This is a genomic window from Paracoccus actinidiae, from assembly GCF_030863885.1.
In the GTDB taxonomy this organism is placed as follows: domain Bacteria; phylum Pseudomonadota; class Alphaproteobacteria; order Rhodobacterales; family Rhodobacteraceae; genus Paracoccus; species Paracoccus everestensis.
On sequence record NZ_CP132956.1, the window covers coordinates 3,163,740 to 3,189,947 of the forward strand.

At 67.0% G+C, this 26,208-nt stretch carries 22 protein-coding genes; 7 read left to right on the forward strand and 15 right to left on the reverse strand.

All coding sequences use genetic code 11. The features are described from left to right. Genes Q5701_RS15685 through Q5701_RS15705 form a run of 5 tightly spaced genes read left to right on the forward strand, consistent with a single transcriptional unit; the run spans position 1 to position 5,645 of the window. Entirely contained in the window at positions 1–1,059 is a 1,059-nt protein-coding gene (locus tag Q5701_RS15685) for a sugar phosphate isomerase/epimerase family protein (protein ID WP_306751935.1), read from the forward strand. After that, the gene (locus tag Q5701_RS15690; RefSeq protein ID WP_306751937.1) at positions 1,056–2,198 is read left to right on the forward strand and encodes a Gfo/Idh/MocA family protein; all 1,143 of its coding nucleotides are present in this window, start codon (positions 1,056–1,058) and stop codon (positions 2,196–2,198) included. The genes Q5701_RS15685 and Q5701_RS15690 overlap by 4 nt, the downstream gene beginning before the upstream one ends. Next, entirely contained in the window at positions 2,195–3,688 is a 1,494-nt protein-coding gene (locus Q5701_RS15695) for a sugar ABC transporter ATP-binding protein (protein ID WP_306751938.1), read from the forward strand. The genes Q5701_RS15690 and Q5701_RS15695 overlap by 4 nt, the downstream gene beginning before the upstream one ends. Then, entirely contained in the window at positions 3,685–4,674 is a 990-nt protein-coding gene (locus Q5701_RS15700; protein ID WP_306751939.1) for an ABC transporter permease, read from the forward strand. The genes Q5701_RS15695 and Q5701_RS15700 overlap by 4 nt, the downstream gene beginning before the upstream one ends. Before the next feature lie 23 nt (positions 4,675–4,697). Beyond that, entirely contained in the window at positions 4,698–5,645 is a 948-nt protein-coding gene (locus tag Q5701_RS15705) for an ABC transporter substrate-binding protein (protein ID WP_306751940.1), read from the forward strand. Positions 5,646–5,666: 21 nt separating this feature from the next. On the opposite strand, the gene Q5701_RS15710 is transcribed toward Q5701_RS15705, so the two are convergent. From Q5701_RS15710 to Q5701_RS15750, 9 genes are all read right to left on the reverse strand, one after another. Beyond that, a complete protein-coding gene (locus Q5701_RS15710) occupies positions 5,667–6,560 on the reverse strand; it encodes a DMT family transporter (protein WP_306751942.1) in 894 nt (297 codons plus the stop codon). A gap of 115 nt (positions 6,561–6,675) precedes the next feature. After that, positions 6,676–6,849 (reverse strand): hypothetical protein, encoded by a 174-nt coding sequence (locus Q5701_RS15715; RefSeq protein WP_306751943.1) that lies wholly within the window; start codon positions 6,847–6,849, stop codon positions 6,676–6,678. Between the two features lie 106 nt (positions 6,850–6,955). Beyond that, positions 6,956–8,398 (reverse strand): pyridoxal phosphate-dependent decarboxylase family protein, encoded by a 1,443-nt coding sequence (locus Q5701_RS15720; protein ID WP_306751944.1) that lies wholly within the window; start codon positions 8,396–8,398, stop codon positions 6,956–6,958. Between the two features lie 3 nt (positions 8,399–8,401). Continuing rightward, on the reverse strand, positions 8,402–9,478 hold the full coding sequence (locus Q5701_RS15725) for a PLP-dependent cysteine synthase family protein (protein WP_306751945.1): 1,077 nt from the start codon (positions 9,476–9,478) through the stop codon (positions 8,402–8,404). Positions 9,479–9,536: 58 nt separating this feature from the next. Continuing rightward, a complete protein-coding gene (locus Q5701_RS15730) occupies positions 9,537–11,063 on the reverse strand; it encodes a UxaA family hydrolase (protein ID WP_306751946.1) in 1,527 nt (508 codons plus the stop codon). 60 nt (positions 11,064–11,123) lie between these two features. Next, the gene (locus Q5701_RS15735; protein ID WP_306751947.1) at positions 11,124–12,056 is read right to left on the reverse strand and encodes a DMT family transporter; all 933 of its coding nucleotides are present in this window, start codon (positions 12,054–12,056) and stop codon (positions 11,124–11,126) included. A gap of 75 nt (positions 12,057–12,131) precedes the next feature. Beyond that, the gene (locus Q5701_RS15740) at positions 12,132–13,271 is read right to left on the reverse strand and encodes a glycosyltransferase (protein WP_306751949.1); all 1,140 of its coding nucleotides are present in this window, start codon (positions 13,269–13,271) and stop codon (positions 12,132–12,134) included. Further along, complete coding sequence (locus Q5701_RS15745; protein ID WP_306751950.1) at positions 13,268–15,328, reverse strand: HAD-IIB family hydrolase; 2,061 nt, start codon at positions 15,326–15,328, stop codon at positions 13,268–13,270. Before Q5701_RS15745 ends, Q5701_RS15740 begins: the two co-directional genes overlap by 4 nt. A gap of 117 nt (positions 15,329–15,445) precedes the next feature. After that, entirely contained in the window at positions 15,446–17,134 is a 1,689-nt protein-coding gene (locus Q5701_RS15750) for an alpha/beta hydrolase (protein ID WP_306751951.1), read from the reverse strand. Positions 17,135–17,277: 143 nt separating this feature from the next. On the opposite strand from Q5701_RS15750, the gene Q5701_RS15755 reads away from it, so the two are divergent. Beyond that, a complete protein-coding gene (locus tag Q5701_RS15755) occupies positions 17,278–17,781 on the forward strand; it encodes a lipocalin family protein (RefSeq protein WP_306751952.1) in 504 nt (167 codons plus the stop codon). 11 nt (positions 17,782–17,792) lie between these two features. On the opposite strand, the gene Q5701_RS15760 is transcribed toward Q5701_RS15755, so the two are convergent. The 4 genes from Q5701_RS15760 to Q5701_RS15775 are packed head-to-tail and all read right to left on the reverse strand — an operon-like array spanning position 17,793 to position 22,871. Next, the gene (locus Q5701_RS15760) at positions 17,793–18,326 is read right to left on the reverse strand and encodes a sarcosine oxidase subunit gamma (RefSeq protein ID WP_306751953.1); all 534 of its coding nucleotides are present in this window, start codon (positions 18,324–18,326) and stop codon (positions 17,793–17,795) included. Positions 18,327–18,334: 8 nt separating this feature from the next. Beyond that, positions 18,335–21,316 (reverse strand): sarcosine oxidase subunit alpha, encoded by a 2,982-nt coding sequence (locus tag Q5701_RS15765; RefSeq protein ID WP_306751954.1) that lies wholly within the window; start codon positions 21,314–21,316, stop codon positions 18,335–18,337. Continuing rightward, positions 21,313–21,606, reverse strand: coding sequence for a sarcosine oxidase subunit delta (locus Q5701_RS15770; RefSeq protein ID WP_306751955.1), 294 nt, complete (start codon positions 21,604–21,606; stop codon positions 21,313–21,315). Before Q5701_RS15770 ends, Q5701_RS15765 begins: the two co-directional genes overlap by 4 nt. Before the next feature lie 11 nt (positions 21,607–21,617). After that, on the reverse strand, positions 21,618–22,871 hold the full coding sequence (locus Q5701_RS15775; RefSeq protein WP_306751957.1) for a sarcosine oxidase subunit beta family protein: 1,254 nt from the start codon (positions 22,869–22,871) through the stop codon (positions 21,618–21,620). Positions 22,872–22,974: 103 nt separating this feature from the next. On the opposite strand from Q5701_RS15775, the gene Q5701_RS15780 reads away from it, so the two are divergent. Beyond that, positions 22,975–24,000 carry a GlxA family transcriptional regulator gene (locus tag Q5701_RS15780; RefSeq protein WP_306751958.1) on the forward strand — a complete coding sequence of 342 codons (1,026 nt, stop codon included), beginning with the start codon at positions 22,975–22,977 and terminating at the stop codon, positions 23,998–24,000. On the opposite strand, the gene Q5701_RS15785 is transcribed toward Q5701_RS15780, so the two are convergent. After that, positions 23,997–25,016 carry a GlxA family transcriptional regulator gene (locus tag Q5701_RS15785; RefSeq protein ID WP_306751959.1) on the reverse strand — a complete coding sequence of 340 codons (1,020 nt, stop codon included), beginning with the start codon at positions 25,014–25,016 and terminating at the stop codon, positions 23,997–23,999. The two genes, Q5701_RS15780 and Q5701_RS15785, sit on opposite strands and share 4 nt — an antisense overlap. 413 nt (positions 25,017–25,429) lie before the next feature. Beyond that, positions 25,430–26,188, reverse strand: coding sequence for an IclR family transcriptional regulator domain-containing protein (locus Q5701_RS15795; RefSeq protein WP_306751960.1), 759 nt, complete (start codon positions 26,186–26,188; stop codon positions 25,430–25,432). Positions 26,189–26,208 lie beyond the last annotated feature (20 nt).

Genomic DNA, 26,208 nt, shown 5'->3' on the forward strand with positions numbered 1-26,208 from the left:
ATGAAGACCATCAAGGGTCCGGCGCTGTTCCTGGCGCAATTCGCGGGCGATGGGGCGCCGTTCGACACCTGGGACGGCATCACGAAATGGGCGGCCGATTGCGGTTATGTGGGCGTGCAGGTGCCAAGCTGGGACGGGCGGCTGTTCGATCTGGCCAAGGCCGCTGACAGCAAGGGTTACTGTGAGGATATCGCCGGGGTGGCCCAGTCCAACGGCGTGCAGATCACCGAACTGTCCACCCATCTGCAAGGCCAGCTGGTCGCCGTCCACCCGGCTTATGACGATGCCTTTGACGGCTTCACCGTGCCGGAAATGCGCGGCAACCCCAAGGCGCGGCAGGAATGGGCGGTCGATCAGGTCAGGATGGCCCTGACCGCAAGCCGCAACCTGGGCCTGACCGCCATGGCCAGCTTTTCCGGCGCGCTAGCCTGGCCCTTCGTCTATCCCTGGCCGCAGCGTCCGGCGGGCCTGGTGGAAACCGCCTTTGACGAGCTTGCCCGCCGCTGGCGCCCGATCCTGGATCACGCCGAGGAGTGCGGCGTCGATATCTGCTATGAGATCCACCCGGGCGAGGATCTGCACGACGGCGACACGTTCGAGATGTTCCTGGACCGCGTGAACAACCATGCGCGGGCCAACATGCTGTACGATCCGTCGCATTATGTCCTGCAATGCCTGGATTACCTGGACAATATCGACATCTACAAGGACCGCATCCGAATGTTCCACGTCAAGGATGCCGAGTTCAACCCGACCGGGCGCAAGGGCGTCTATGGCGGGTTCCAGCCCTGGGTGGACCGCGCGGGCAGGTTCCGGTCCTTGGGCGACGGGCAGGTCGATTTCGGCGCGATCTTTTCCAAGATGGCGGCCAATGATTTCGACGGCTGGGCCGTGGTCGAATGGGAATGCTGCCTCAAGCACCCCGAGGATGGGGCGCGGGAAGGTGCCGAGTTCGTCCGCAGCCACATCATCCGCGTGACCGAAAAGGCCTTTGACGATTTTGCGGACGGCGGCACGGACGATGCCGCGAACCGCCGGATGCTGGGGATTTCGGAATGACGCGCATCAGGCTGGGCATGGTGGGCGGCGGCAAGGATGCCTTTATCGGCGCGGTCCACCGCATCGCCGCGCGCATTGACGGGGAATTCGATCTGGTGGCGGGGGCGCTGTCCTCGACGCCGGAAAAGTCGCGCGACAGCGGCGTGGCGTTGGGGCTGGATGCCGACCGCTGCTATGGCAGTTTCGAGGAGATGGCCGAGGCCGAGGCTGGCCGCGAGGACGGGATCGAGGCCGTGGCGATCGTCACCCCGAACCACGTCCACGGCCCTGCCGCCGCAGCCTTTTTGCGGCGCGGCATCCACGTGATCTGCGACAAGCCGCTGACCGCCACGATGGCGCAGGCAGCGGAACTGGAGGCTGCGATCCGCGCGTCCGACGCGCTGTTCATCCTGACCCACAACTATACCGGCTATCCCATGATCCGGCAGGCTCGTGCCATGATCGAGGCAGGCGATCTGGGTGCCATCCGCGTGGTTCAGGTCGAATACGCGCAGGACTGGCTGACCGAGGCTTCGGAAACCACCGGCACCAACAAGCAGGCCGAATGGCGCACCGATCCCGAACGCAGCGGGGCTGGCGGGTCCATCGGCGACATCGGCACGCACGCCTATAACCTCGCCTGCTTTGTCACGGGCCTGACGGTGGAACGCCTGTCGGCCGACCTGCAAAGCTTCGTGCCGGGGCGGCGGGTCGATGACAACGCCCATGTCATGCTGCGCTTCGGCGGCGGCGCGCGCGGAATGCTGTGGTGTTCGCAGGTCGCGCCGGGGAACGAGAACGGGTTGCGCCTGCGCGTCTATGGCGAAAAGGGCGGGTTGGAATGGGCGCAGGAGGATCCGAATTACCTGTGGTTCACGCCTTTTGGCGAGGCCAAGCGCCTGCTGACGCGGCGGGGCGCGGGGGCGACGGATGCCGCCAATGCCGTCAGCCGCACGCCGGGCGGGCATCCCGAAGGCTATCTTGAAGGCTTCGCCAACATCTACACCGGTGCCGCGCAGGCGATCCGGGCGGCGCAAGCCGGACAACGCGACCCGGTGCTGGACATCCTGCCGGGGTTGGAGGAGGGGCTGGCGGGGATGCGCTTCATCGACGCCTGCATCCGGTCCGCCCGCGACGACGCGGCCTGGGTGACGCCGTGACCGTGCTTGCCCTGCGCAATGTCAGCCGCAGCTTCGGCCCGATCGAGGTGTTGCATGGCGTGGACATCGCCCTGCGCCCTGGCCGGGTTCATGCGCTGATCGGCGAAAACGGCGCGGGCAAGTCCACGACCATGAAGATCATGGCGGGATATCAGCCGCCGTCGTCCGGTCAGGTTCTGCTGGACGGCCAGCCCGTGACCTTCGCCAACATGGGCCAGGCCGAGGACCGGGGGATCTCGATGATCCACCAGGAATTCAACCTGGCCGAACAGTTGACGGTGGAACAGAACATCTTCCTGGGCCGGGAATTGAAGCGCGGCCTCTTTCTTGACAAGCCTGCGATGCGCACGCGGACCCGCGAATTGCTGGACCGGCTGGAATGCCGCGTCTCGCCCGACCGGGTCGTGTCCTCGCTGTCCAACAGCGACAAGCAGATGGTGGAGATCGCCAAGGCGCTGCTGCGCGATACCCGCGTGCTGGTGATGGACGAACCCACCGCCGTGCTGACCCGGTCGGAAACCGCGATCCTGTTGCGCCAGGTCCGCGCGCTGCGCGAGGCGGGGACGGCGGTGCTGTTCACGTCCCACAAGCTGGATGAGGTCGAGGAAATCGCCGACGACCTGACCATCATGCGCGACGGCCGCGTCGTCTGGACCGGAGAGGCATCGCAGATGGACCAGCACGCGATGGCCAATGCCATGGTGGGCCGCGAGATGTCGGATCTGTTCCCCGACAAGCTGTCCACGCCGGGCGAGGTCGCGTTGGAGGTCCGGGGTCTGTCCGTGCCGGGCTTTTCCCAGGATGTTAGCTTCACCCTGCGCCGGGGCGAGGTTCTGGGCGTCGCGGGCCTGATCGGATCGGGCCGGACCGAGACCTTCGAGGGGCTGTGCGGCCTTCGCCCCGCCACGGGCGAGGTGCGCCTCTTCGGCCAACCCGTCCGCATCGACCATCCCTGGCAGGCCCAGGACCTTGGCCTGTGCTACCTGACCGAGGATCGCAAGACGCGCGGCCTGCTGCTGGGCAAGGGGCTGCGGGACAACCTGACCCTTCAGGCGCTGTCGAAATTCGACCGCGGCTTGATAGATACAGCGGCCGAGGAACGCGCCCTGGGCCAAGCCATCGTCGATTTCGACATTCGCGGCAGCCGCGCCGCCCTGGTCGGCAACCTGTCGGGCGGCAACCAGCAAAAGCTGCTGTTCGCCAAGACAATGCTGGCCGATCCGCAGATCATCATCATTGATGAGCCCACGCGCGGCATCGACATCGGCACCAAGCAGCAGATGTATGTCCTGATCCGCCGCCTTGCCGCCGAAGGCCGGGCCATTGTCGTCATCTCATCCGAGATGCAAGAGGTGATCGGGCTTGCCGACCGCATCCTGGTCATGCGCCACGGCCGCGTCACCGGCGAACTGGACGCCGACGCCACCGAGGACGCCATCGTCAAACTGGCCATGGGCGTGGCCCCGACCCCCTCGAAGGAACCCGCATGAGCGACGCAACTGTCCCCGTCTCCCGCCGCATCCGCATGACCGTGATCGGGCCGATCCTGGCCTTGGTCCTGCTGGTCGTTGCAGGCGCGCTGATGAACCCCAATTTCCTGGGCTGGGACAACGTGACAAACGTGCTGGCCCGGTCCGCCTTTATCGGCATCATCGCCGTGGGTATGACATTCGTCATCACCGCCGGGGGTCTGGACCTGTCGGTCGGATCAATGGCGGCCTTCATCGCGGGGCTGATGATCCTGGTGATGAACAGCCTGGTGCCGACGATGGGCGTTGGCATCCCGGTGATCCTGGTGGGCATGGCGGTGGCGCTGCTGGCGGGGCTTGCGGCGGGGCTGCTGAACGGCATCCTCATCACTCGCCTGGGGATCGAGGCCTTCATCGTCACCCTTGGATCCATGGGCATCTATCGCAGCCTGGTCACATGGCTGGCCGACGGCGGCACGCTGTCCCTGGATTTCAACCTGCGCAGCCTTTACCAGCCGGTCTATTACGGCGGCGTCTTCGGCATCACCTGGCCGATCATCGTCTTTGCCGGGGTGGTCCTGATCGGAGAGGTGGTGATGCGATCCACCGCCTTTGGCCGATACTGCGCGGCTATCGGATCGAACGAGCAGGTCGCTAAGTATTCATCGGTCCGCGTGGACCGGGTGCGGCTGATGACCTATGCCGCGCTTGGCCTGCTGGTGGGCATCGCCACGATCATGTACGTGCCGCGCCTCGGCTCGGCATCCTCGGCCACGGGGATGCTGTGGGAGCTTGAGGCGATTGCCGCCGTGATCATAGGCGGCACCGTGCTGAAGGGCGGCTTCGGGCGCGTCTGGGGCACGGTGATCGGCGTGCTGATCCTGACGCTGATCGGCAACCTGCTGAACCTGACGGATTTCGTATCGCCCTATCTGAACGGTGCCATTCAGGGGGCCATCATCGTTCTCGCTGTGGTGTTGCAGCGTGAAGGCAAAGCCCGTGGCTAGCGGGTTCACATGGGAGGGAAGACATGAAGCATTTCGTATCGGGGCTGGCAATCGCCGCCGCATTGGCCGCGCCGGCCTGGGCGCAGGACGGGGAAACCAAGGTGATCGGCGTGTCGATCCCCGCGGCGACCCATGGTTGGGCGGGCGGCATGAACTATTTCGCGCAGGCCGCCGTGGACCGGCTGGAGGAAACCTATCCCCAGCTTGACTTCGTGCTGGCGACGGCCTCGGACCCCGCCAAGCAGGTCAACGACATCGAGGACATGGTCGCCACCCGCAACATCGACGCGCTTGTGGTGCTGCCGTTTGAATCCGAGCCGCTGACCGGCCCCGTCCAGAACGTCAAGGCATCCGGCGCATGGATCACGGTCGTGGACCGCGGCCTGTCGCAAGAAGGGATCGAGGATCTGTATGTCGCGGGCGACAATTCCGGCTTTGGCCGCGTGTCGGGCGAATACATGGCAAGCGCCCTGCCCGAAGGCGGCAAGATCGTCGTGCTGCGCGGCATCCCGACCACCATCGACAACGAGCGCGTCGAGGGTTTCCAGGCCGCGATCGAGGGCAAGAACATCGAAGTCCTGGGGATGGAACACGGTGACTGGAACCGCGACAAGTCCTTCACGGTGATGCAGGACTTCCTGTCCAAGCATCCGCAGATCGACGCGGTCTGGGCGTCCGACGACGACATGGCCGTTGGCGTCCTGGGTGCCATCGAGGCGGCGGGCCGCAGCGACATCAAGTTCGTCCTGGGCGGCGCGGGCATGAAGGAGATGATCAAGCGCACCATGGATGGCGACGCGATGATCCCCGCCAACGTCACCTATCCGCCGTCGATGATCGCCACCGCGATCGAGATCACGGCGGTGGGCCTTGTGTCCCCGGCGCCGGTGTCGGGCGATTTCATCATCGGGTCGGTGCTGGTCACGCCGGAAAACGCCGAAACCTATTATTATCCCGACAGCCCGTTCTGATACGCAGCAGGCTGCGGTCCCTTACGGGGCCGTAGCCGACTTGCGCCGTTCAACCATCACCGCCTGGAAGTTCGACAACAGGATGATGCCGCCGCCCAGGAACACCCACAGGTCGATGGCCTCGGAATAGAAGTAATATCCGACCACTGCCGCCATCGGCACGCGCAGGAAGTCGATGGGGATCAGGATCGAGGCGTCCAGCCGCCTCAGGGCCTGCGCCTGGCAATAATGCGCCGCAAGCGCGCCCACCCCCGCGACAACCATCCAGGGAATGTCCGTGACCGCTACCGGCCGCCAGTCGGTCAGGGCGGCGATCAGGCCCAGCGGCAATTGGATCAGGATCATCCAGACAACGATGGCGCCGGGTGTCGCGTGTCCCGTCAGGCGCTTGACCAGGATCAGCGACAAGCCGTATCCCGCCGCAGCGATCAGCACCAGGATGGCAGCCGGATCGACCATGCCAATGCCGGGCCGCACGATCACCATGACGCCGATGAACCCGCCCACCGTCGCCAGCAGGCGCGGCCCGGTCAGCCTTTCGCGCAGCAACAGCCAGGCGAACAGCGTCACCCAGATCGGCATGGTGAATTCCAGGGCAAAGACCGATGCCAGGGGCAGCATGACAATGCCGATGGTCCAGAAATACTGTGCGGTGAAATGGATCACGTTGCGCGCCAGATGCAGGCGCAGTTTGGCTGCGCGGCGCACTTCGGGGAGCAGGGATCGGCCCACCGCCAGGATCACGAACAGGCCCACAAGCGCGCGAAAGAACAGCACCTGCCGGATCGACAGCGTTTCCGCCATCTCGCGCGACCCGACCGACATTCCAATAAAGGCGGTCATGGACAGGGCCATCCAGATCAGCCCCTGGGCAAAGTCGGATCGCCCTGCCGGAATCGTCGTGCTGCTGGTCATTGGGTCCCCCGGATTTCAAACCGCCGGACCATAGGCCGGATCGCTGGCCGGTTGGAAGGCCAGAAAGACAAAAGGCCCGCCAGTGGCGGGCCGGGTCATCGGAATGTCGCGGGGTTCAGGCGCGCGACATGGCGGCCATGGTGGCGCGGGTCGGCTCGATCCCCAGGCGGCGCAGGTCGGCCATGGCGGGTGCGTGATGCGAACGCACGGCGGCCGATGCGGTAATCGCGGCATCCATCACGTCCAGGAACGCGCGAAAGCGGCTCAGGGCGGTGCGGAGGGCGGTCATGGTCAAACTCTCTTTCTGTCCTTGGTTGACATGATGAACATGGGCCTTCCGACCCTGTGCCGCAACGCAGCAAATGCGCAGGTCCGTCATGCAGGCGCTGCATGGATCAGGCGGCGCGGGCCAGGTCGTCCCCGGTCGCGACAACGGCGGCTATCGCCATGTCGATGTCGTCATCCGTCGTGCGGTGATTGCAGATCGCCGCCCGCAGCCCATGTTCGCCATGGATCGTGGTGTCGGAAAAGGCGACGATGCCCTGTTCCTGCAGGCGCATCATGATCTCTGCGTTCAGCGCGGCAAGGGCGGCGGGGTCTAGCCCGCCGGGGTCGTGGCGGAAGCAGACGATGTCCAGGGTGACGGGCGCCAGGCGGGTCAGCCGGGGATGGGCGTCGATCAACGCGGCCATCCGGCGGGCCTGGTCGATGTTGCGTCCGATGATCCGGCCGAACCGGGCGGTGCCGTGTTCGCGCAGCATCATCCACACCTTCAATGCCCGGAACCCGCGCGTGGTCTGGATCCCCCAGTCCAGCAGCCATCCCGCTGCAGCGATCCCCCGCAGCGCAGGGTCCAGATATTCGGAATGCAGCGCAAAGCTGCCGAAATGCGCCGCCTGGTCGCGGACCAGCACGCATCCCGCCTCGAACGGGACGTGCAGGCTTTTGTGGGGATCAAGCGCCAGGCTGTCGGCCTGGTCGATCCCGTCCAGCAGATGCCCATGGGCGGGCGACATCCGGGTCAGCGCGCCGATGCAGCCATCGACATGGAACCACAGCCCCTCGTCGCGGCACAGCCGGGCCAGGGCGGGCAGTGGGTCGATGGCGCCCGTGTTCACCGTTCCGGCGGTCGCAATGACGCAGGCGGGCTGCCAGCCGTCGTCCCAATCCTGAGCGATGGCCCGCGCCAATGCCGCCACGTCCATGCGGCAGTCAGGCCCGGTGGGGATGCGGCGCAGGGCGCGGTTGCCCATCCCCAGCAGCTCGACTGCTTTCTGGTGGCAGCCATGCACCTGGTCCGAGGCATAAAAGCGCAACGGCCGGGGCAGGGCCGCCAGGCCTTGTTCGCGCAGGTCGATGCCCGCGGCGCCGTTGCGGGCGACCGTCAGCCCGATCAGGTTCGCCACCGATCCGCCGCTGGTCAGCGTGCCGCTGGCGCCATCGGGCATTCCTACGATCTGACGCAGCCAGTCGATCACCTGGCGTTCGCATTCCGCCGCCGCATGATCGCCGCCGCCCAGGTTCGACCCGTCAAACCCCGCCAGGAAATCCGCCAGGGCACCCGTCAGGCAGGACGCGCCCATGTACCACATCCAGAACCGGGGATGCGTGTTGCCCATCGGATAATCCAGGATCCCGTCCCAGGCCTGTTCGACCACCCTGTCCAGCGGCGTGGGGTCCACAGGCAGCGGCTGGCGCAGCCCGTCACGCGCGGCTTGCGGCATCGGCTGCCATACCGGCCGGTCGCGCAGGGCGGCCGTTCGCGCAATGGCCCGGTCCACGGCCCGGTGGGCAGTCCGTGCAAAGGCGCCCCAGTCCGGCGGGTCCAGCGTTTCCATCGCCTACCCCATCTGGTATCCGGGGGTGGATTCCGACAAGGCGCGTTCCTCGTCGTCCATGTCCTCGCCGATATGTTCGAACAACGGCGTGGACAGATAGCGTTCGCCGGTGTCGGGCATCATGGACAGGATGACGGTGCCGGGTTCCGCGCGTTCCGCGATGCTCATGGCGACGGCAAAGGTGGATCCGCCCGAAACGCCGGTCAGGATGCCTTCCCGTGCCGCCAGCTTTTTCGCCCAGGCCATGCCGTCGGCACCGGAAACGGGGATCAATTCGTCATAGCCGTTCTTGTCCAGGGCTTCCTGCAGCACCCAGGGGATGAAGTCGGGGGTCCAGCCCTGGATCGGATGCGGCTCGAACGCGGGGTGGCTGCTGGCCGGGGCGTGGTCGGGGCCACGGTCCTGCGGGGTGCCGCTGCTGACCAGGGCGGCGTTGGCCGGTTCGGTCAGGATGATCTTCACGTCGGGGCGTTCGCGGCGCAAGACGCGCGACAGGCCGCTGACGGTGCCGCCCGTGCCGTAACCTGTGACGATGTAATCCAGCCGCGCATCCGCGAAATCGCCCAGGATTTCCTGCGCCGTGGTGGATTCGTGGATATCGGCATTGGCCTCGGTCTCGAACTGCCGGGCCAGGAACCAGCCGTGCTGTTGGGCCAGTTCGGCCGCCTTGGCATACATCCCGGTGCCCTTCTGCGCCTTGGGCGTCAGGATCACCTTGGCGCCCAGCATCCGCATCAGCCTCCGCCGTTCGACCGAAAAGCTTTCGGCCATGGTCACGACAAGGGGATAGCCCTTTTGCGCGCAGACCATGGCCAGGCCGATGCCGGTATTGCCGCTGGTCGCCTCGACCACGGTTTGTCCCGGCTTCAGCGCGCCGGACCGCTCGGCGGCCTCGATGATGTTCAGGGCCAGCCGGTCCTTGACGGATGCGGCGGGGTTGAAGAACTCGGCCTTGACATAGATCGTCACGCCCTTTGGCGCCAGGTTGTTGACGCGGATCACCGGCGTGTCGCCCACGGTGTCCAGAATGCTGTCGTAAAGCCTGCCGCGCCCTTTTGTCGTCCTGATGGTTCCTGACATTCCGCCCCCCTGTAGTGATGTCCACAGGGCCATCATAGCACCGAAAGGCGCAAGGTCGCTACATCACCGCGCCGATCTGCCAGGGAACGAATTCGTTGCGGCCATAGCCCAGATCCTCGGATTTCGTCTTTTGCCCGGATGCCGTGGCCAGGATCGTGTCAAAGATCTGCGCGCCCTTGTCCTCCAGCGACACGCCGTCCACGATGTCGCCGCAGTTGATGTCCATATCGTCCCCCATCCGCTGGAACAAGGGCGTGTTGGTCGCCAGCTTGATCGAGGGCACCGGTTTGCAACCATAGGCCGATCCGCGCCCGGTGGTGAAGCACAGGACGTTTGCGCCCCCCGCCACCTGTCCCGTCGCCGCCACCGGGTCGTATCCCGGCGTGTCCATGTACACGAACCCCTTGCGGTCGATCCGTTCGGCGTATTTGTAAACGCCGCGCAGGGTGGATGTGCCGCCCTTGGCGACCGCGCCTAAGGATTTTTCCAGGATCGTGGTCAGCCCGCCCGCCTTGTTGCCGGGCGAGGGGTTGTTGTTCATCTCACCCCCGTTGCGGGTGGTATAGTCGGTCCACCAGTCGATCAGATCGACGATCTGCTGGCCGATGGCGGGCGTTTCGGCCCGGCGGGTCAGCAGGTGTTCGGCGCCGAAGATTTCGGGCGTTTCCGACAGGATCGCGGTGCCGCCGTGGCGGACCAGGGTGTCCGCCGCAACCCCGAGCGCGGGATTGGCCGTCAGGCTGGAATAGCCGTCCGACCCCCCGCATTGCAGGGCCAGGGTCAGTTCGGATGCCGGCACCGCCTCGCGCCGGGCACGCGCCGCCACGGGCAGGAGATCGCGCAGGCGCTCCACGCCCGCGTCGATGGCCTTGCGGGTGCCGCCGGTGTCCTGGATGGTCAGCGACTGGAAATGGTCGCCCTCGGCGATGCCATAGATGTCCTTCAACCGGGCGATCTGGAACACTTCGCATCCCAGGCCCACCAGCAGGACGGCGGCGAAATTCGGGTGGCTGGCATAGCCCCATTGCGTGCGCGCCAGCAGGTCATAGCTTTCGCCCTTGGATGCCATGCCGCAGCCCTGGCCGTGGGGCAGGGCGACGATGCCGTCGATATGGGGGTGGTCGTCCAGCATCCCCGACCGCATGGCCTGGTCGGCGATGTAATCGACCACGGTCGCCGAACAGTTCACCGACGACAGGATGCCGATGTAATTGCGCGTCCCCACCCGCCCGTCGGGGCGGCGGAAGCCCGCGAAATGGGCCGGAGCCTCGCCCTGGCGCAGGCCCTCGGGCGGGCGGGCATCAGAGGAAAAGGCATAGTCGCGTTCGAAATCGCCGCCCATGGTGACGTTTTGTTCATGGACCCAGTCCCCTGGCGCGATGTCGGTGCTGGCAAAGCCGATGATCTGGCCGAACTTGCGGATGGGCGTGCCCTGCGCGATGGCCCCTGCCGCGAGCTTGTGGCCGCGCGGGATGCGGCGGGTGGCGCGGATGCCCCCTTCGACCGGGGTTCCGGCAGGCAGGTCTGCAATCGCCACGACAATGTTGTCGGCGTCGTTCAGTCGCAGGATATGCGGTTTGTCCATGGATCCCCCCCCGGCCAGGTGCCTGATTAAGGACCGACCCGCCAAAAGGTCAACTGCCGATCAGCCCTGGGGCGTCATTGCCTTGCGCTGACGGTTGCGTTCCAGCCCCAGTTGCCGTTCGCGCCAGATGATCATGACCCCCGCCCCGATCACCAGGGCCGCGCCGGTCAGGACCACGGGGGTCGGCGCCTCGGAAAACACGTACCAGCCGATCGCGATCGCCAGAAGCATGGAAACATATTCGAAAGGCGCCACCAGCGACGCATCCGCAAAGCGATAGGCGGAGGTCAGCAGGATCTGCGCCACGCCGCCCAGGATGCCGCTGCCGACCAGCAGCGCGGCCGTGGTGGCATCCGGCATGATCCAGCCGAACGGCAGCGTGGCCAGGCCCAGCACGGTGGCCGTGAAGGAAAACCAGAACACGATGGCCGAGGTGCGTTCGTCCTGGACCAGCTTGCGGATGAAAAGCTGCGCCAATGCCGCCATCAGCGCGCCGCCAAAGGCCACGACCGCGCCCAGCATCCGATACGGGTCGGGATCCCCGTCCAGCCGCAATTGCGGGGACAGCACGATCAGCACCCCGGTCAGCCCCACGCCCACCATCGACAGGCGGAACAGGCGCACATCCTCGCCCAGAAACATCGCGGCAAAGATCACCACCAGCAGGGGCGAGGCATAGCCGATGGCCGTCACCTCGGGGAAGGGCAGCAGCGCCAGGGCCCAGAAGTTCAGCGCCATGGCGACGGTGCCGATGACGCCGCGATAGAAATGGCCGATGGGGCGCACGGTGCGCAGGCCCACCGACAATTCGCCGCGCATCGCAAGCCAGGCCAGGATCACCGGGATCGCGAACAGCGAGCGAAAGAAAACCTGCTGGCCGGCCGGCACGTCGGCGGTTTCCGACGTGGCCTTGACCATGGCTGCCATGACCGTGAACACCGCCACGCTGGCGCATTTCAGCAGGATGCCCTGCATCGGGTTCTGGTGGGGCATGGCGGCGGGACCGTCTGGTATCGGACGCGCCATGGTTAGGACAGGGGGTGGCGGGTCACAAGGGGCGATTGCAGTTCATGCAGATCTGGCCATGGGAAGGGGGGCCGAAGGACGCGCAACCGGGCACAAATCCCAGGCGGAAAAATCGACCGGCGGCGCGGGTTGCGACAGCCCGGCAATGGCGGCGGCATATTCGGCTTCGTAATCCGCGATCATCCGGTCTTGGGTGAAATGGCGCAGCACCCGGTCGCGGGGAACGGGGCGCGGGATGTCCAGGGCAGCGACCGTGGCGTCCGCAAGATCCTGCGGCGTGGCGTCGGGGGCAAAGCGCCCTGCCTCGCCTATCACCTCGCGCGCGGCGCCCATGTCCAGGGCCGCGACGGGCAGGCCGCAGCACATCGCCTCGACGGAAGTCAGGCCAAAGGGTTCGTCCCACAAGGGCGTGAACATCAGGACCGAGGCACGGCCGAATTCCGCCGCCAGATCCGCCCCGGGCAGATGCCCGCCATAGCGGATGTCGCCTTGCAGAAAGGGGACGATCTCGGCGTTGAAATAACCCCGGTTCTCGATGGCGCCGAACAGGGTCAGCGGGATCCCCGCAAGGGCCGCTGCGCGGACGGCCAGATGCGCCCCCTTGTTGGGCGTGATGCGCCCGGCCCAGACCGCGCTACCGTCGCCGGCGGGGGAAAAGGGCCACAGCGTGGCATCGATGCCGTTGTGAACGATCCTTGCCTGAGGCGGGGGGGTGCCGTCCCACCAGCTTTCCACCTGCCGGGCCGAGGTGACGGTGAACCGCGACCAGGGCGCGGGGCTGTCCCGCACCGCCCGGTGCAGGGCATCAAAGGGCGGGATATGCAGCGAGGTCACGCAAGCCAGCCGTTCCTGCCGGGCCAGCCGGGGCGGATAGCGGTGCAGGCAATTGTTGTGGATCACGTCGAAACCGCCATCCAGCAGCGCCTCGGCCACCTTGGCGAAACGGGAGTCGAGCCAGGTGTTCAGTTCCGGTTCGTCCGGCTGGTAGTCGCCGCCATAGGACCGGGGCAGGATCGGCCACAGGGTTCCCGCCGCATCGCTGTCGCCCGGCGCGAACAGCGTCACGTCATGGCCGCGCGCGACCAGCCCGCGCGCCAGGTGCCACGAATGCGCCTCCATCCCGCCCATGAAGGGGGGCGCGATGGGATGGCGGACATGGGCCAGCAGGGCAATGCGCATCATTCGGCAGCAGGCAGCGGCATGGATTTTTGCGTCTTGCTGGTGGCGGGCGCATCGGCCAGGCCGAAATGGGCCAACCCCTCCAGCACGCCGGCCGCATGGGGGGCGCTTGCGCGGTAAAGGCCGGTCCGGTCGGCCAGCCGCAACTCTGCCCAGGCATTGCCCACGACGATGGCGCGCCCTGCGGCGGCCAGCATGCAGGTGTCGTTGCCGCTGTCGCCCGCGGCCACGCAGTCGGCCAGGGTCAGGCCCAGGCGCCGCGCCTCGAACGCCAGGGCGCCGGCCTTGCCCGCACGCTGGGGCAGGATGTCGATGAAGCGTCCGTGCGACGGGATCACCCGCGCCGCAAGGCCCGCGCCGACCAGGGCGTCCTGGATGGCCCAGGCCTGATCCTCGGGACCGGCCAGGCTGATCTTCCAGCGGCGCTGATCGTGGCGGGGCTGCCAGGTGACGGGCATGGGGACCAGCACGTCCCGGATCGCCTGCGCATCCCAGTCCTGCCCGATCCAGGCGGCATAATCGGGACACATCGCCAGCGACCCGCGCCGGTCGGCCCGCCAGATCTCCGACCCGACCGAGGTGACCATGACCGCCGGTTCCGGCAGCGACCAGTCCGCCAGGATGCGCCGCGCCTCGGGCAGGGACCGGCCAGTGGCGATCATGAACTGTTGCCGTCGATCCGTCGCACCGCCCGCCCAGCGGCCAAAGACCGGGGCGGACCGCGAACAGCCGGTCAGCGTGCCGTCGATGTCGAAGGCCAGCAGCGCCCGAGGCAGCGGCGTGGGACGAAGGGGGGCCGACTTGCGCGTCAGGCGGCGCATGACCAGCGACACCCGTTCGGCCCAGGCCGCCCAGTCGAACTGGCGATGCCGGTCGGCGGCATTCCGCGACATCCGCGCCCAGGCCTCGCGGTCGCGCAGCAGATGCAGGCAGGCGTCGGAAATCGCATCCGGGGAATGCGGGTCGATCAGCAGCCCATGGCCGAGCGTGTCCACGATATCGACCGGCCCGCCGTTGCGCGTGGCGACCACTGGCAGGCCGGACCGCGCGGCCTCAATCAGGGTCAGGCCAAAGGACTCGTGCAACGCGGGATTGACGAAAACCCCGCCCTGCGCCGCCGCACGCCGGTAAAGCTGCGGCACAAGGGACGCGTCGTGGCGCGGGGGCAACAGCACCTTGCCGGGCAAGGTCGCGGCCATGCGGGCCAGATCGGCGCGAATGGCGTGTTGTTCGGGTTCCGGCCCATCCTGGCCCGCCAGGATCACCAGGTTCGCGGCGTCCTGCAGGGCAGGCGAGGCAAGATAGGCCCGCATCAGCCCGGCCAGGTTCTTCTTTTCCACCGGACGGGCGATCGCCAGCAGGAAGGGCAGGTCGGGCCGGTCCAGGCCGTTCCGCAGCAGCCGGGCCGCGCCGCCGTCGTCCCTCGCGGCAGGCAGGCTGATGCCGGGATTGATCCGCCACACGCGGCCGCCGCCGGCCGGGTCATAGGCGGCGACCTGGCGTTCCGCCTCGTCCCGCGACGAGGCGATGATGGCATCGGCGCCAGTGATCGCCGCGCGTTCGCGCCGCAGCAGGTCGCGGCACGCGGAGCCACCGTCATCCGCCGCGCAGCCCAGCCTATCGAGGGAAAGCGAATGCGGGGTGTACAGCATCGGGATGCGGAAACGCGCCCGCGCCGCAAGGCCCAGTTCGGCGGCATCGGCGAAATGGCAATGCAGGATGTCGGGCCGTTTGGGCAGATGCGACAGCAGGTCCAGGAACGCTTCTGTCAGGGCGGGCAGTTCGGCGTCCGGGGCTTCCCTGGTCAGATAGGCCGAGGACGGGCCTTTCAGCCGCAGGATGCGCAGCCTGGGTCCGATCTGCTGGACCGGTTCCCTGTGATCGGCGCCAAGCGCGGGATCGTCGAACAGGCGGGTCAGGATATCGACGCGCGTGACCTCGGGCAGGTGCGACTGCGCGGTGGCGGCGCCCAGGATATAGGCGATGTGCCCGCCCGTGTCCTGGGTCAGGCCATAGCTGATCGGCGGCTGCTTGATGCAACCCCCGAGGGCGATGTGCATCACATACATCGGGGCCTCGTTCTGACGTGTTGGGGGCAGGATGCCGGGCAGCGTCGTTATGCGACGACAACGTGATCCGCCGGGCCGGGTTCCTTGCCGCCGCGACGTGGTGGAAAGTTAATCCGCCGCCGCCATAGCCTGTGCCTGCATATCCTTAAAATGCCTGCGCAACCGGTCCAGGCCCGCCTCGTTCCAGCCGGGGGGCTGCGTGACCGCCATCCAGGGCGCCACATGATCGTCATAGGCATACAGATGCCCGTGCCCCATCGGCACGTTCAGCGATACGGCCATGTCAAAGGCCAGTTGCAGAAAGCTGACGATCGGATACCACCGCAATTCGGGCGAGATGTCGGGCCCGCGCGGCGCGTTCATCCAGTCGGGGCGGCGCCAGGCCGATCCGGTGTTGAAGAACACGATGGGATCGCTGGCATATTGCAGATAGACGATGCGGATCCCGCCCCATGCGTCCCGTGGCGACAGGCCCTGGCCGCCGTTCGTGAACCGCACCGTCTGGCCCTGGCCCATGCGCGGCAGCCATTCCGGGGATGCCGGATCGCGTTCGCGCGTCAGCGTCTGCCACAAGGGGCTGACAAAGGGCGGCCCCACCCACAGCGCCCCCGCGAAAGGCTGGTCGATGATCTCGTGCAGGCGCAGCGACTGCTGGGAACTGTAAGCCCCGAGGCTGAGACCATAAAGATACAGCTCTGGCCGTTCCCCCTCGGGCAGGGTCAACCAATGGCGATACACGGCACTGAACAGGGCGCGCCCGGCCTCGGCTGAATATTCGGGTTCGACCAGCAGGGATATCCAGCTTTGCAGATAGGAATACTGGATCGCCACCGTCGCCACGTCGCCGTGATGCAGGTATTCCAGCGTGGTCGTCGCCGCAGGATCCAGCCAGCCGGTGCCCGTGGGCATGGCGACCACCAGGATGGACCGGCCAAAGCCGCCGATGCGGACCAGTTCCGCCACCGCCAGGGCGGCGCGATCCTCGGCCGTGTCGGCGGCGTTCAGGCCGACATAGGCGCGCAGCGGTTCCATCGCGGCCCCGCCGGCGACAGCCGCGATATCCTGCGCGCGCGGGGTGGTGGCGATGTAATTGCGTCCCTCGCGGCCCAGGTCGGACCAGGCAATCAGGGATGCGGCGCTGCCGGTCCGCAACGGGTCGGCGGGCGGCAGGCTGTCGGGCGGGATCACCGCGTCAAGCGCGCGCGCAGACGTGTCGGCGGTGCGGATGAAGCCGCTGAACAACACCCCGTTGGCCAGCGACCACAGCAGCACCCCGCCAATGATCAGTCCCAGCAGATGCGCGGCCCGGCGCGGCACGACGCGCGCGATCCGCCCGATCAGGCGGCGGACGAACAGCGCCGCCAGCTTGCCCAGGGTCAGCAGCACCGTGGCCACCACCAGGGCCATGGCGCCGATCATCAAGGGCAGTTCGGGGGGCGCAAGCTCCATCCCCATGGGCGCCCGGATCGAATTCTGCCAATCGGTCGCGCGCCACAGGAATGACCCGACGATCAGGGCCGCGACACCGGCGGATGCCCCCAGCAGATACCGCCCGGTGCGCCGCCCGATCAGCGGCAGATCCAGCGTCACCCAGATCCAGCGGACTAGGACGGCCAGCCCATAGCCCGCCGCAAAGCACATCCCGGCCAGCACGCCCTGCACGATTTCCGACCGGGGGATCAGGCTGGGCGTCAGGGATGCGGCCATGAACAGCGCGCCCAGCACCAGGCCCACGCCAGAAACCTTGCCCGCGATGCGGCGAAGGATCCCCGGCAGGCCGTGCGGCTGGTCTGTCATGCGCATTCCCCTGTGGCTTGCGCGGATCAGGACCGATCCCGGTCCGGGGCGTCAAGCCCCTGCATGGCCGTCCTGCGGACAGAACCCCGCGAAACCTTGTCCCGGCAACAAGGGTTGGTCGTCAAAGGAAGAAGGAGAATCGAATGTCCGCAACGCTGAACACCGTCGCCCGCGTCGAACTGGACCGCTATCTGGGCACCTGGTTCGAAATCTGCCGCCTGCCGCTGAAATGGGAACCCGAGGGGGCAAGCGACATCACCGCGACCTATGGCCTGAACGACGACAACAGCATCCGCGTGGACAACCGCTGCCTTGACGACAAGGGCAAGCCCACGCAGGCCTTGGGGCAGGCCCAGCCGGTCGATGACAGCAATGCGCGGCTGGTGGTCAGCTTTCTGCCGGAATACCTGCGGTGGATCCCCTTCACCAAGGGCGATTACTGGATCATCCGCCTGGCCGAGGATTACAGCGTCTCGCTGGTCGGCACGCCGGATCGCAAGAACCTGTGGCTGTTGGCCCGCCGCCACGACCTGCCCGAGATGCTGCGCGAGGATTACCTGGCGACGGCCCGCGCGGTAGGGTTCGACCTGTCCGCGCTGATCACCCCCGCGCAAAGCGGCAAGATGGTCGAGATCCCCCCGGCGTGATCCCGGGCAGGCTACAGCCCGGCCATCACCTCGTCCTGCACCTGCGCCAGCAGGGCGCGGACATGGGGCAGAAAGCTGCGCCACACGTCCATGCGGAAATCCGCCGGGCCGTCGCGCCACAAGATCACGGTGGCGCTGTCAAAGACCGTGCGCGCCGCACCGCCCAGGGGCATGGCCGCGACGTTGCGGGGGCAGCAGGCCGCCAGCACGTCCAGAACCGCAGGCCCGGACAGGCGCAGGGTGATTTCACGGTCGCTGATGTCCACAAGGCTATGCGGCGCCTCGGCATAGACTGCCCGGGCAGGCGTCGCCAGATCCGTGCCCTCGGGCGCGGTGATCAGCCATTCGTCCGGTCCCAGGCACAGCGCCTCGGCCCCGTTCGCGGCGGCACGAAGACCCACGCGCGTGGGCAGGTCCAGGCCAAGGGCGCGGCCCAGGGTTTCGCGGTGCGCAGGCTTGACGCGCAGGGACAGGCGCAGAGCAGGGGCCGCGTCCTCGATGCGGATGGCGGCTGCGGCAAAGTCGTGTTTCTGATTGGTCATCATCGCTCTCCTTACGCCTTCAGCCGCGCGTTGTCGGGGTCATAGAACACGGTCGAGGTGACGCGCGCCTTGCGTACCCCGTCGGGCATCGGGATGAAGACCGTCTCGCCCATCTTGTCGAAGCCGCCCTCGATCACCGCCATGGCGATGGGGTGGCCCATGGTGGACTGATAGGACGAGGTGACATGGCCCACCATCTTCATGGGCTTGGGCTGGTTCGGATCCAGCACGATCTGCGCGCCTTCCTGCAGCAGGCTGCCATCCTCGGTCAAAAGGCCCACAAGCTGCTTGCGGCCCTTGGCCACGATGTCGGGACGCGACAAGGAACGCTTGCCCACGAAGTCCTTCTTGGCCTTGCCGATGGCCCAATCGAGGCCCGCGTCCGCCGGCGTCACCGTGCCGTCGGTGTCCTGGCCCACGATGATATAGCCTTTCTCGGCCCGCAAGACGTGCATGGTTTCCGTGCCATAGGGGCAGATGTCATAGGGCTTGCCCGCCTCCATCAGCGCGGTCCACAGGGCCAGGCCGTGGCGGGCGGGGACGTTCACCTCGAAGCCGATCTCACCGGTGAAGGACAGGCGGAACAAGCGGGCGGGCAGGCCCGCGACCGTGCATTCCGTGCAGGACATATGCGGGAAGTCGTCCCAGTCCACGCCCTGGACCAGCGGCTTCAGCATGGTCAGCGCGTTCGGCCCGTTCAGCGCGACCGTTGCCCATTGTTCCGTGGTCGAGGTCAGCCAGACATCCAGTTCCGGCCATTCGGTCTGAAGGTAATCCTCCATCATGGTCAGCACGCGGGCCGCGCCTCCGGTGGTGGTGGTGACGTGGAACAGGTCGGGGGACAGCCGCCCGATGACGCCATCGTCGCGGATGAAGCCGTCCTCGCCCAACAGCAGCCCGTAACGGCAGCGGCCGGGGGCCAGCTTGGTCCAGGGGTTGGTGTACATACGGTTCATGAACTCGACCGCATCCGGCCCGGCGACCTCGATCTTGCCCAGGGTGGATGCGTCGAAAATCCCCAGCGACGCCCGCGTGGCCTTGCATTCGCGCAGCACGGCGGCGTGCATATCCTCTCCGGCCTGCGGGAAATACCAGGCGCGGCGCCATTGGGCGACGGGTTCGAACACCGCGCCGTTCGCCTCGGCCCAGGGGTCGATGGGTGTCTTGCGGGTCAGTTGGAACGTCTCGCCCCGCAGGTATCCGCAGAAGGCGCCGAAGCTGGTCGGCGTATAGGGCGGGCGGAAGGTCGTCAGGCCCACCTGCGGCGGCGCCTTGCCAAGCGCGTCGGCGGCGATCATCAACCCGTTGATGTTCGACATCTTGCCCTGGTCGGTCGCCATGCCGTTGGTGGTGTAACGCTTGACGTGCTCGATCGAGCGCATCCCTTCGCGCACGGCCAGGCGGATGTCCTTGGCGGTCACGTCGTTCTGGAAGTCGATAAAGGCACGCGCCTTGCCCGCGCTGCGGTCGGTCGGCAGTTCGGTGTGGCTGGTGCCGGTGCCGGGGCGGTCATTCGCCACGCGGAAGCCCGCCGGATGACCCGCACGGCCCAACCCTTCAAGCGCCCGCAGCCCCGCCGCCGCGCCGTCGGCCAGGACGGGCTCGTAACCCCACAAACCGCGACCGGCGCCCGCGATCTCGCAGTCCTCGGTCTTGCGGTCGGGCAGAAAGGTGTTGCCATCCGCGTCCCAGGCCAGCGATCCCTTGGTGTGGGAAAACAGATGCAGCGAGGGCGTCCAGCCGCCGCACATCAGCAGGCAGTCGCAGGGAATGTCGCGGCCCGCGCCCACCTGTCCGCCGCGCACCGGGTTGGCGCGCACCGACTTGATGCGCAGGCGGCCGGCGGTGGTGGTGACCGTATGGCCGGCCAGCACCTCGATCCCGCGCTGACGGGCGCCATCCAGCAGGTCGGGGCGCACCGCGTCGCGCGTGTCGATGATCGCCGCGACACGGGCGCCGTTTTGGACCAGGTCGAAGGCCGCGTAATAGGCGCTGTCATGGCTGGTCACGACGGCGGGGGCATCGCCCACGCGCACGCCATATTTGTGCAGATAGGTCTGCGCCGCGCCTGCCAGCATCACGCCGGGGCGGTCGTTGCCGTCAAAGACCAGGGGCTTTTCCAGCGCACCCTGTGCCAGCACGACCTGGCCCGCGCGCACCCGCCACATCCGTTCGCGCGGGGCATTGGCGGTGGTGGTGTCCAGGTGATCCGTCAGCCGCTGGCAAAGACCCACCATGTTCTGGTGATAATAGCCGATGGCCGTGGTCCGCGTCATCAGCCGCACCCCGGCGGCGCGCAGGCGGCGCATCTGCGCCTCGATCCAGTCCCAGGCAGGCTGGCCGTCGATCTGCACGGCAGGATCGGACAGAAGCGATCCGCCCATTTCGGGGTTCTCGTCGACCAGGGTCACATCCGCGCCGGATTGCGCCGCAGCCAGGGCGGCGGCAATTCCCGCGGCACCCGCGCCGATGATCAGCACGTCGGTGTGCAGATAGCGGCTGGCATAGCGGTCAGGGTCAGCCTCGGTCGGCGACTTGCCCAGGCCGGCGGCGCCCCGGATCACGGGTTCATAGACCTTGTCCCAGAAGGACTTCGGCCACATGAAGGTCTTGTAGTAGAACCCGGCCGAGAACAGCATATAGGCCCGGTCGTTGATCGCGCCCAAGTCGAAGGACAGGTTCGGCCACTTGTTCTGGCTTTCCGTGACCAGGCCCGTGCGCAGTTCCTGGACAGTGGCACGCGTGTTGGGTTCAAACCGCCCCGGTCCGCGAGAGGTGCCGATCAGGGCATTCGGTTCCTCGGACCCAGCCGTCACCGCGCCGCGCGGGCGGTGATACTTGAAGGACCGGCCCATCAGGTGGACGCCGTTGGCCAGCAGGGCCGATGCCACCGTATCGCCGCGCAGGCCGGGATAGGTCTTGCCGTCGAAGGTAAAGGACAGGGGCGCGGAATGATCGACGCGGCCCTTGCCCGGAATGCGATAGCGGCTCATTCTGCGGCCTCGTTGGTCAGGGGACGACGGGCCTCGCCCGCCTTGTAGGTCATCAGGAAACGGTCGCTGACCGTGTCGCGCAGCGCGTTGAAGAAGCGCCCGCAGCCGATATGGCGCCAGCGTTCGTAATGCGGCCCGCGCGCGTTGGTGCGGATGAACAGGAAGTCGCGCCATTCCTCGTCGGACAGGACCGAGGGGTCGGCAGGGCGGGCGATATGCGCCTCTCCGGCATAGGTGAATTCCAGCTCGGGCAGGGTGTCTTCGCAATAAGGGCAGTGGATCAGCAGCATGGCATGGCTCCTTAATGCGCGACGGCGGCGGCGGCGGCTTCGTCGATCAGACGGCCGGTGGTAAAGCGTTCCAGCGTGAAGGGCGCGTTCAGCGGATGGGGTTCGTCGCGGGCCACGGTATGGGCCAGCAGATGCGCGGCCCCCGGCGTGGCCTTGAAGCCGCCGGTGCCCCAGCCGCAGTTGACATAAAGTCCCTTGATGGGCGTCTTGCCCAGGATCGCGGACCGATCAGGGGTCACGTCCACGATGCCGCCCCATTTGCGCAGCATCCGCATCCGGGTGAAGATCGGAAACACCTCGCAGATCGCGGCCACGGTGTGTTCTATCAGCGGCAACCCGCCACGCTGCGAATAGCTGGTGTATTGGTCGGTGCCCGATCCGATCACCAGTTCGCCCTTGTCGGACTGGCTGATATAGGCGTGGACGGTGTTCGACATGACCACGCAGGGGAAGATCGGCTTGACCGGCTCGCTGACAAGCGCCTGCAGAGGGAAGCTTTCCAGCGGCATCCGCAGCCCGGCGCTTTCCATGACGACGCTGGTGTTGCCCGCCGCCGACACCGCGACCTTTTTCGCGCGGATGAAGCCCTTGGCGGTATCGACGCCGATCACTGCCCCGTCCGGCCCGCGTCGGATCGCGTTGACCGCGCAGTTCTGGATGATGTCCACGCCCCGCGCCGCCGCCGCGCGGGCATAGCCCCAGGCCACCGCATCGTGGCGCGCTGTGCCCGCCCGCATCTGCAAGGCCGCCCCCACCACCGGATAGCGGGCATCGGGGGAAATGTTCAGCGGCGGGCAGAAGGCCTTGGCCTCTTCCTTGGAAAGCCAGCGGTTGTCCACGCCGTTCAGACGGTTCGAGTTCACGTGACGCTGGAAGGACTGCACGTCATGGACGTTATGCGCCAGCATCAGCACGCCGCGCTTGGAGTACATGACGTTGTAGTTCAGTTCCTGGGACAGGTTGTCCCACAGATCCAGCGCATGGTCGTACAGCTTCGCGCTTTCGTCATACAGATAGTTCGACCGGATGATCGTGGTGTTGCGGCCCGTGTTGCCGCCGCCCAGCCAGCCCTTGTCGATCACCGCGACATTGGTGATGCCGTGTTCCTTGGCCAGGTAATAGGCCGCGCCCAGGCCGTGCCCGCCGGCGCCGACGATCACCACGTCGTATTCGGCCTTGGGCTGGCTGTCGGGCCACTGCTCCCGCCAGCCCTTGTGGCCGTTGAGCGCCTGTTTCAGCAGCGAGAAGCCAGAGAAATGGGTCATGTGGGCGAACCTTTTGCGGCGATTCCGGTATTGCCTGGCAGGATGCCAGAAAGGCGTCCGACCCGACTGGATCCCTGCGCCAGTGCGGTGTTACATTTGCGTCATGCGCGACGGTCCCGCCCCCCATGATTCCCTGCGCCTGCGCGTCGGCTTTGTGCTGGCGCGGCGCTTTACCTTGTCGGCCTTCGCCAATTTCGTGGATGTGCTGCGGCTGGCGGCGGACGAAGGCGACCGGTCCCGCCCGATCCGCTGTTCCTGGCGGGTGCTGGCGACATCGGGCCAGCCGGTGCAGTCAAGCTGCGGCATCGCCGTGACGCCGGACGAAAAGCTGGGCGATCCGGCGCGCTTCGACTATATCGTCGTGGTCGGCGGGCTGATCGACGAGATCGAGCGGCTCGACCCGGAATACACCGCCTTCCTGCACCGCGCGGCCAAAGCCGGGGTGCCGCTGGTGGGCGTCTGTACGGGCGCCTTCATCCTGCACCGCGCAGGGCTGATGAATGGATACCGCTGCTGCGTCAGCTGGTTTCACCACGAGGATTTTCTGGAACAGTTCGACGGGCTGCGTCCCGTGTCCGACCGCATCTTCGTGGTGGACCGCGACCGGCTGACCTGTTCGGGCGGCGCCAGTTCCGCCCATCTGGCGGCCTTTCTGATCGACCGGCACATCGGCCGGGCCGCGGCCCAGAAAAGCCTGCACATCATGATCATAGACGAGGCCATGGCCGCCGACGAGCCGCAGCCCGGCCTGCCCTTGGATCTTGCGACCGATGACCCCCTGGTCCGCCGCGCCCTGCTGATGCTGCAACAGAACATGGACACGCCGCCCCCGGTGGCCGCGGTGGCCGCCCATCTTCAGGTCAGCCGGCGCAAGCTGGAACGCCATTTCGCGGCGTCCCTGTCCCTGTCCCCGTCCGAGGCCTTCATGCGCGTGCGCCTGTCCCAGGTGCGGATGCTGCTGGCCCGCCCCGACCGCACCGTCAGCCAGATCGCCGCCGAGACCGGGTTTTGCGACGCCTCGCACCTGATCCGGGTGTTCCGGGAAGGAATGGGGATGACGCCCGAGCAATGGCGCAAGGGCGCCCGGGAAGAAGCATCCTTGCAGGCCGCAGCGGGAGGCTCGGCCTAGCTCGCCAGGGCAAGCATTTCCCGTGGCTGCAAGGCCACCACCGTTGCGGCCTTCTGCACCCCCCGTTCGCGATAAGGCGAGGTGCCATACCGTTCCCGATAGCATTTCGAGAAATGCGAGGAACTGGCGAAACCGCAGGCAATGGCGATCTCGATCAAGGGCAGGTCGGTGTTCAGCAGCAACTGGCGCGCGCGGCCAAGGCGGGCCTCCAGATAGTATCGCTTGGGGCTGCGGTTCAGATACCGCATGAACAGCCGTTCAAGCTGGCGGGTGGACATGCCCGCGTCCTGGGCCAGTTCGGGCGGGCTGATGGGGTTTTCCAGGTTCGCCTCGATCCGCGCCACCACGGCGGCCAGGCGGGGGTGGCGGATGCCGATGCGGGTGGCGATGGACAGGCGCTGATGGTCGCGCCCGTTGCGGATGGCCGTATGCAGCATCTGGTCGGCGATCTTGGATGCCAGGTCGGGACCATGGGTCTGGCCTATGCGGTGCAGCATCATGTCGATCGACGACGTGCCGCCCCCCGCCGTCAGGCGCGTGCCGTCATCGACGAAGACCTGCCGGTGCAGATGCACCTCGGGGAAGATCTCGGCAAAGGAATCGTGGTTTTCCCAGTGGATCGTGGCGCGCCGCCCGTCCAGCAGCCCGGCCTTGGCCAGCACATGCGCGCCGGTGCAGACAGCAGCCAGCGTGACCCCCGTGCGTGCCTGCTTGCGCAACCAGGCCAGCACGGGCCGCGTCGCCTGCGTCGTGATGTCATCGCCCCCGCAGACGACCACCACGCCGTCGCGCGCCACCGCGACGATATCGTCGAGCCCGCCATCCAGCCGGATCTGTGCGCCGTTGGAACAGGTGGCAAAGCCGCCATCCGGCCCGATCAGGCGCCATTCATACAAGGGCGCCCCCGCCATCTTGTTGGCCAGCCGCAGCGAATCCAAAGCCGCGGCAAAGGGCAGCATGGTAAAGCGGTCCAGAAGCAGAAAGGTGAAACGCCGGGCGGTGGGGGAATGCGCCATATGTCCTCTCCGTGTTTGTGACCGGAGCGTGACAGAGAGCGCCGGTCCCGCGATGGAGATTCGCGGCAGAACGATATGAGGCTTGCGACACTTGTCACGCCTGCAGGCCGTTCTTGACGCATTCCGAGGCCGCGGCAGGTGGTCGCCAAGGATAGCTGACGGCCGGGCGGCGCCGCAGGCGTCGAGAGCGGCGCTCATCCCCTCGCGCTCGGCCACAGCGCTGGCGGTCTGCAGTCATGCTGGCAACCCATGGCCCGGTTGTCGCGGGCCTGGAACTGGATGCCGCCCGCAATGCCATCGAGGAGTCGGAGGCATCGCCCGACCGGCCCTGCTGCTGCGCGGCACCCCCTCCGATGCTGAGTCCTGGACGGGTGGCAAAGCTGGAGCGCATCCCCGACATCGACCTTGGGCGATTAGCGCAGCACGCGCCGCAGTCCATCCTGCACCTTCAGAAGCGGTTCCAGATACAGCCCGGGCAGATCGCCTGCATTCGCCTGCACCGCCGCCACGCCGGTATTGATCGCCGCCACCACCCGGCCATGCACGGACAAAAGCGGCACGGCGATGGACCTCAGGCCCAGTTCGACCTCTTGGTCGATGACGGCGTATCCGTCGCGGCGGGCGGCATCGACGCGGGCCATGATGTCCGCAGGGTCGGTCAGGCTGTACAGCGTCCGTGGTGTCAGGTCCGACGCCTCGACGATCGCGCGGGCCTGATCAGCGGGCAGGGCGGCCAGCAGCACCCGGCCCATGGACGTGCAATAGGCGGGCAGGCGCGATCCGGGCATCAACCCGATGGACATGACCCGGCGTTGCGCCGCACGGGCCAGATAGACGATCTCAGGTCCGTCCAGGATCGAAACCGAGGTGGACTGTCCGATCCGCTCCGACAGTTGGTCAAGCCAGGGCTGCACCATCTGCGCCAGGGGCATTGCTGCCAGTGCCCCCATGCCCAGCCGCAGCACGCGGGCGGTCAGCGTGAAGAACTTGCCGTCGTAATCGGCATAGCCCAGGTCATGCAGTGTGAGAAGACAGCGCCGCGCCGTGGCGCGGTCGAGGCCTGTGGCTTCGGCCACCTCGGAAATAGACATGCGGGGATGCTCGGCGCGGAAAGCCTCGATCACCCGCAGGCCCTTGCCCAATGACCCAATAATATCTGTTTTGTTCGTCATACGCACAGTTTTCTTCTCGG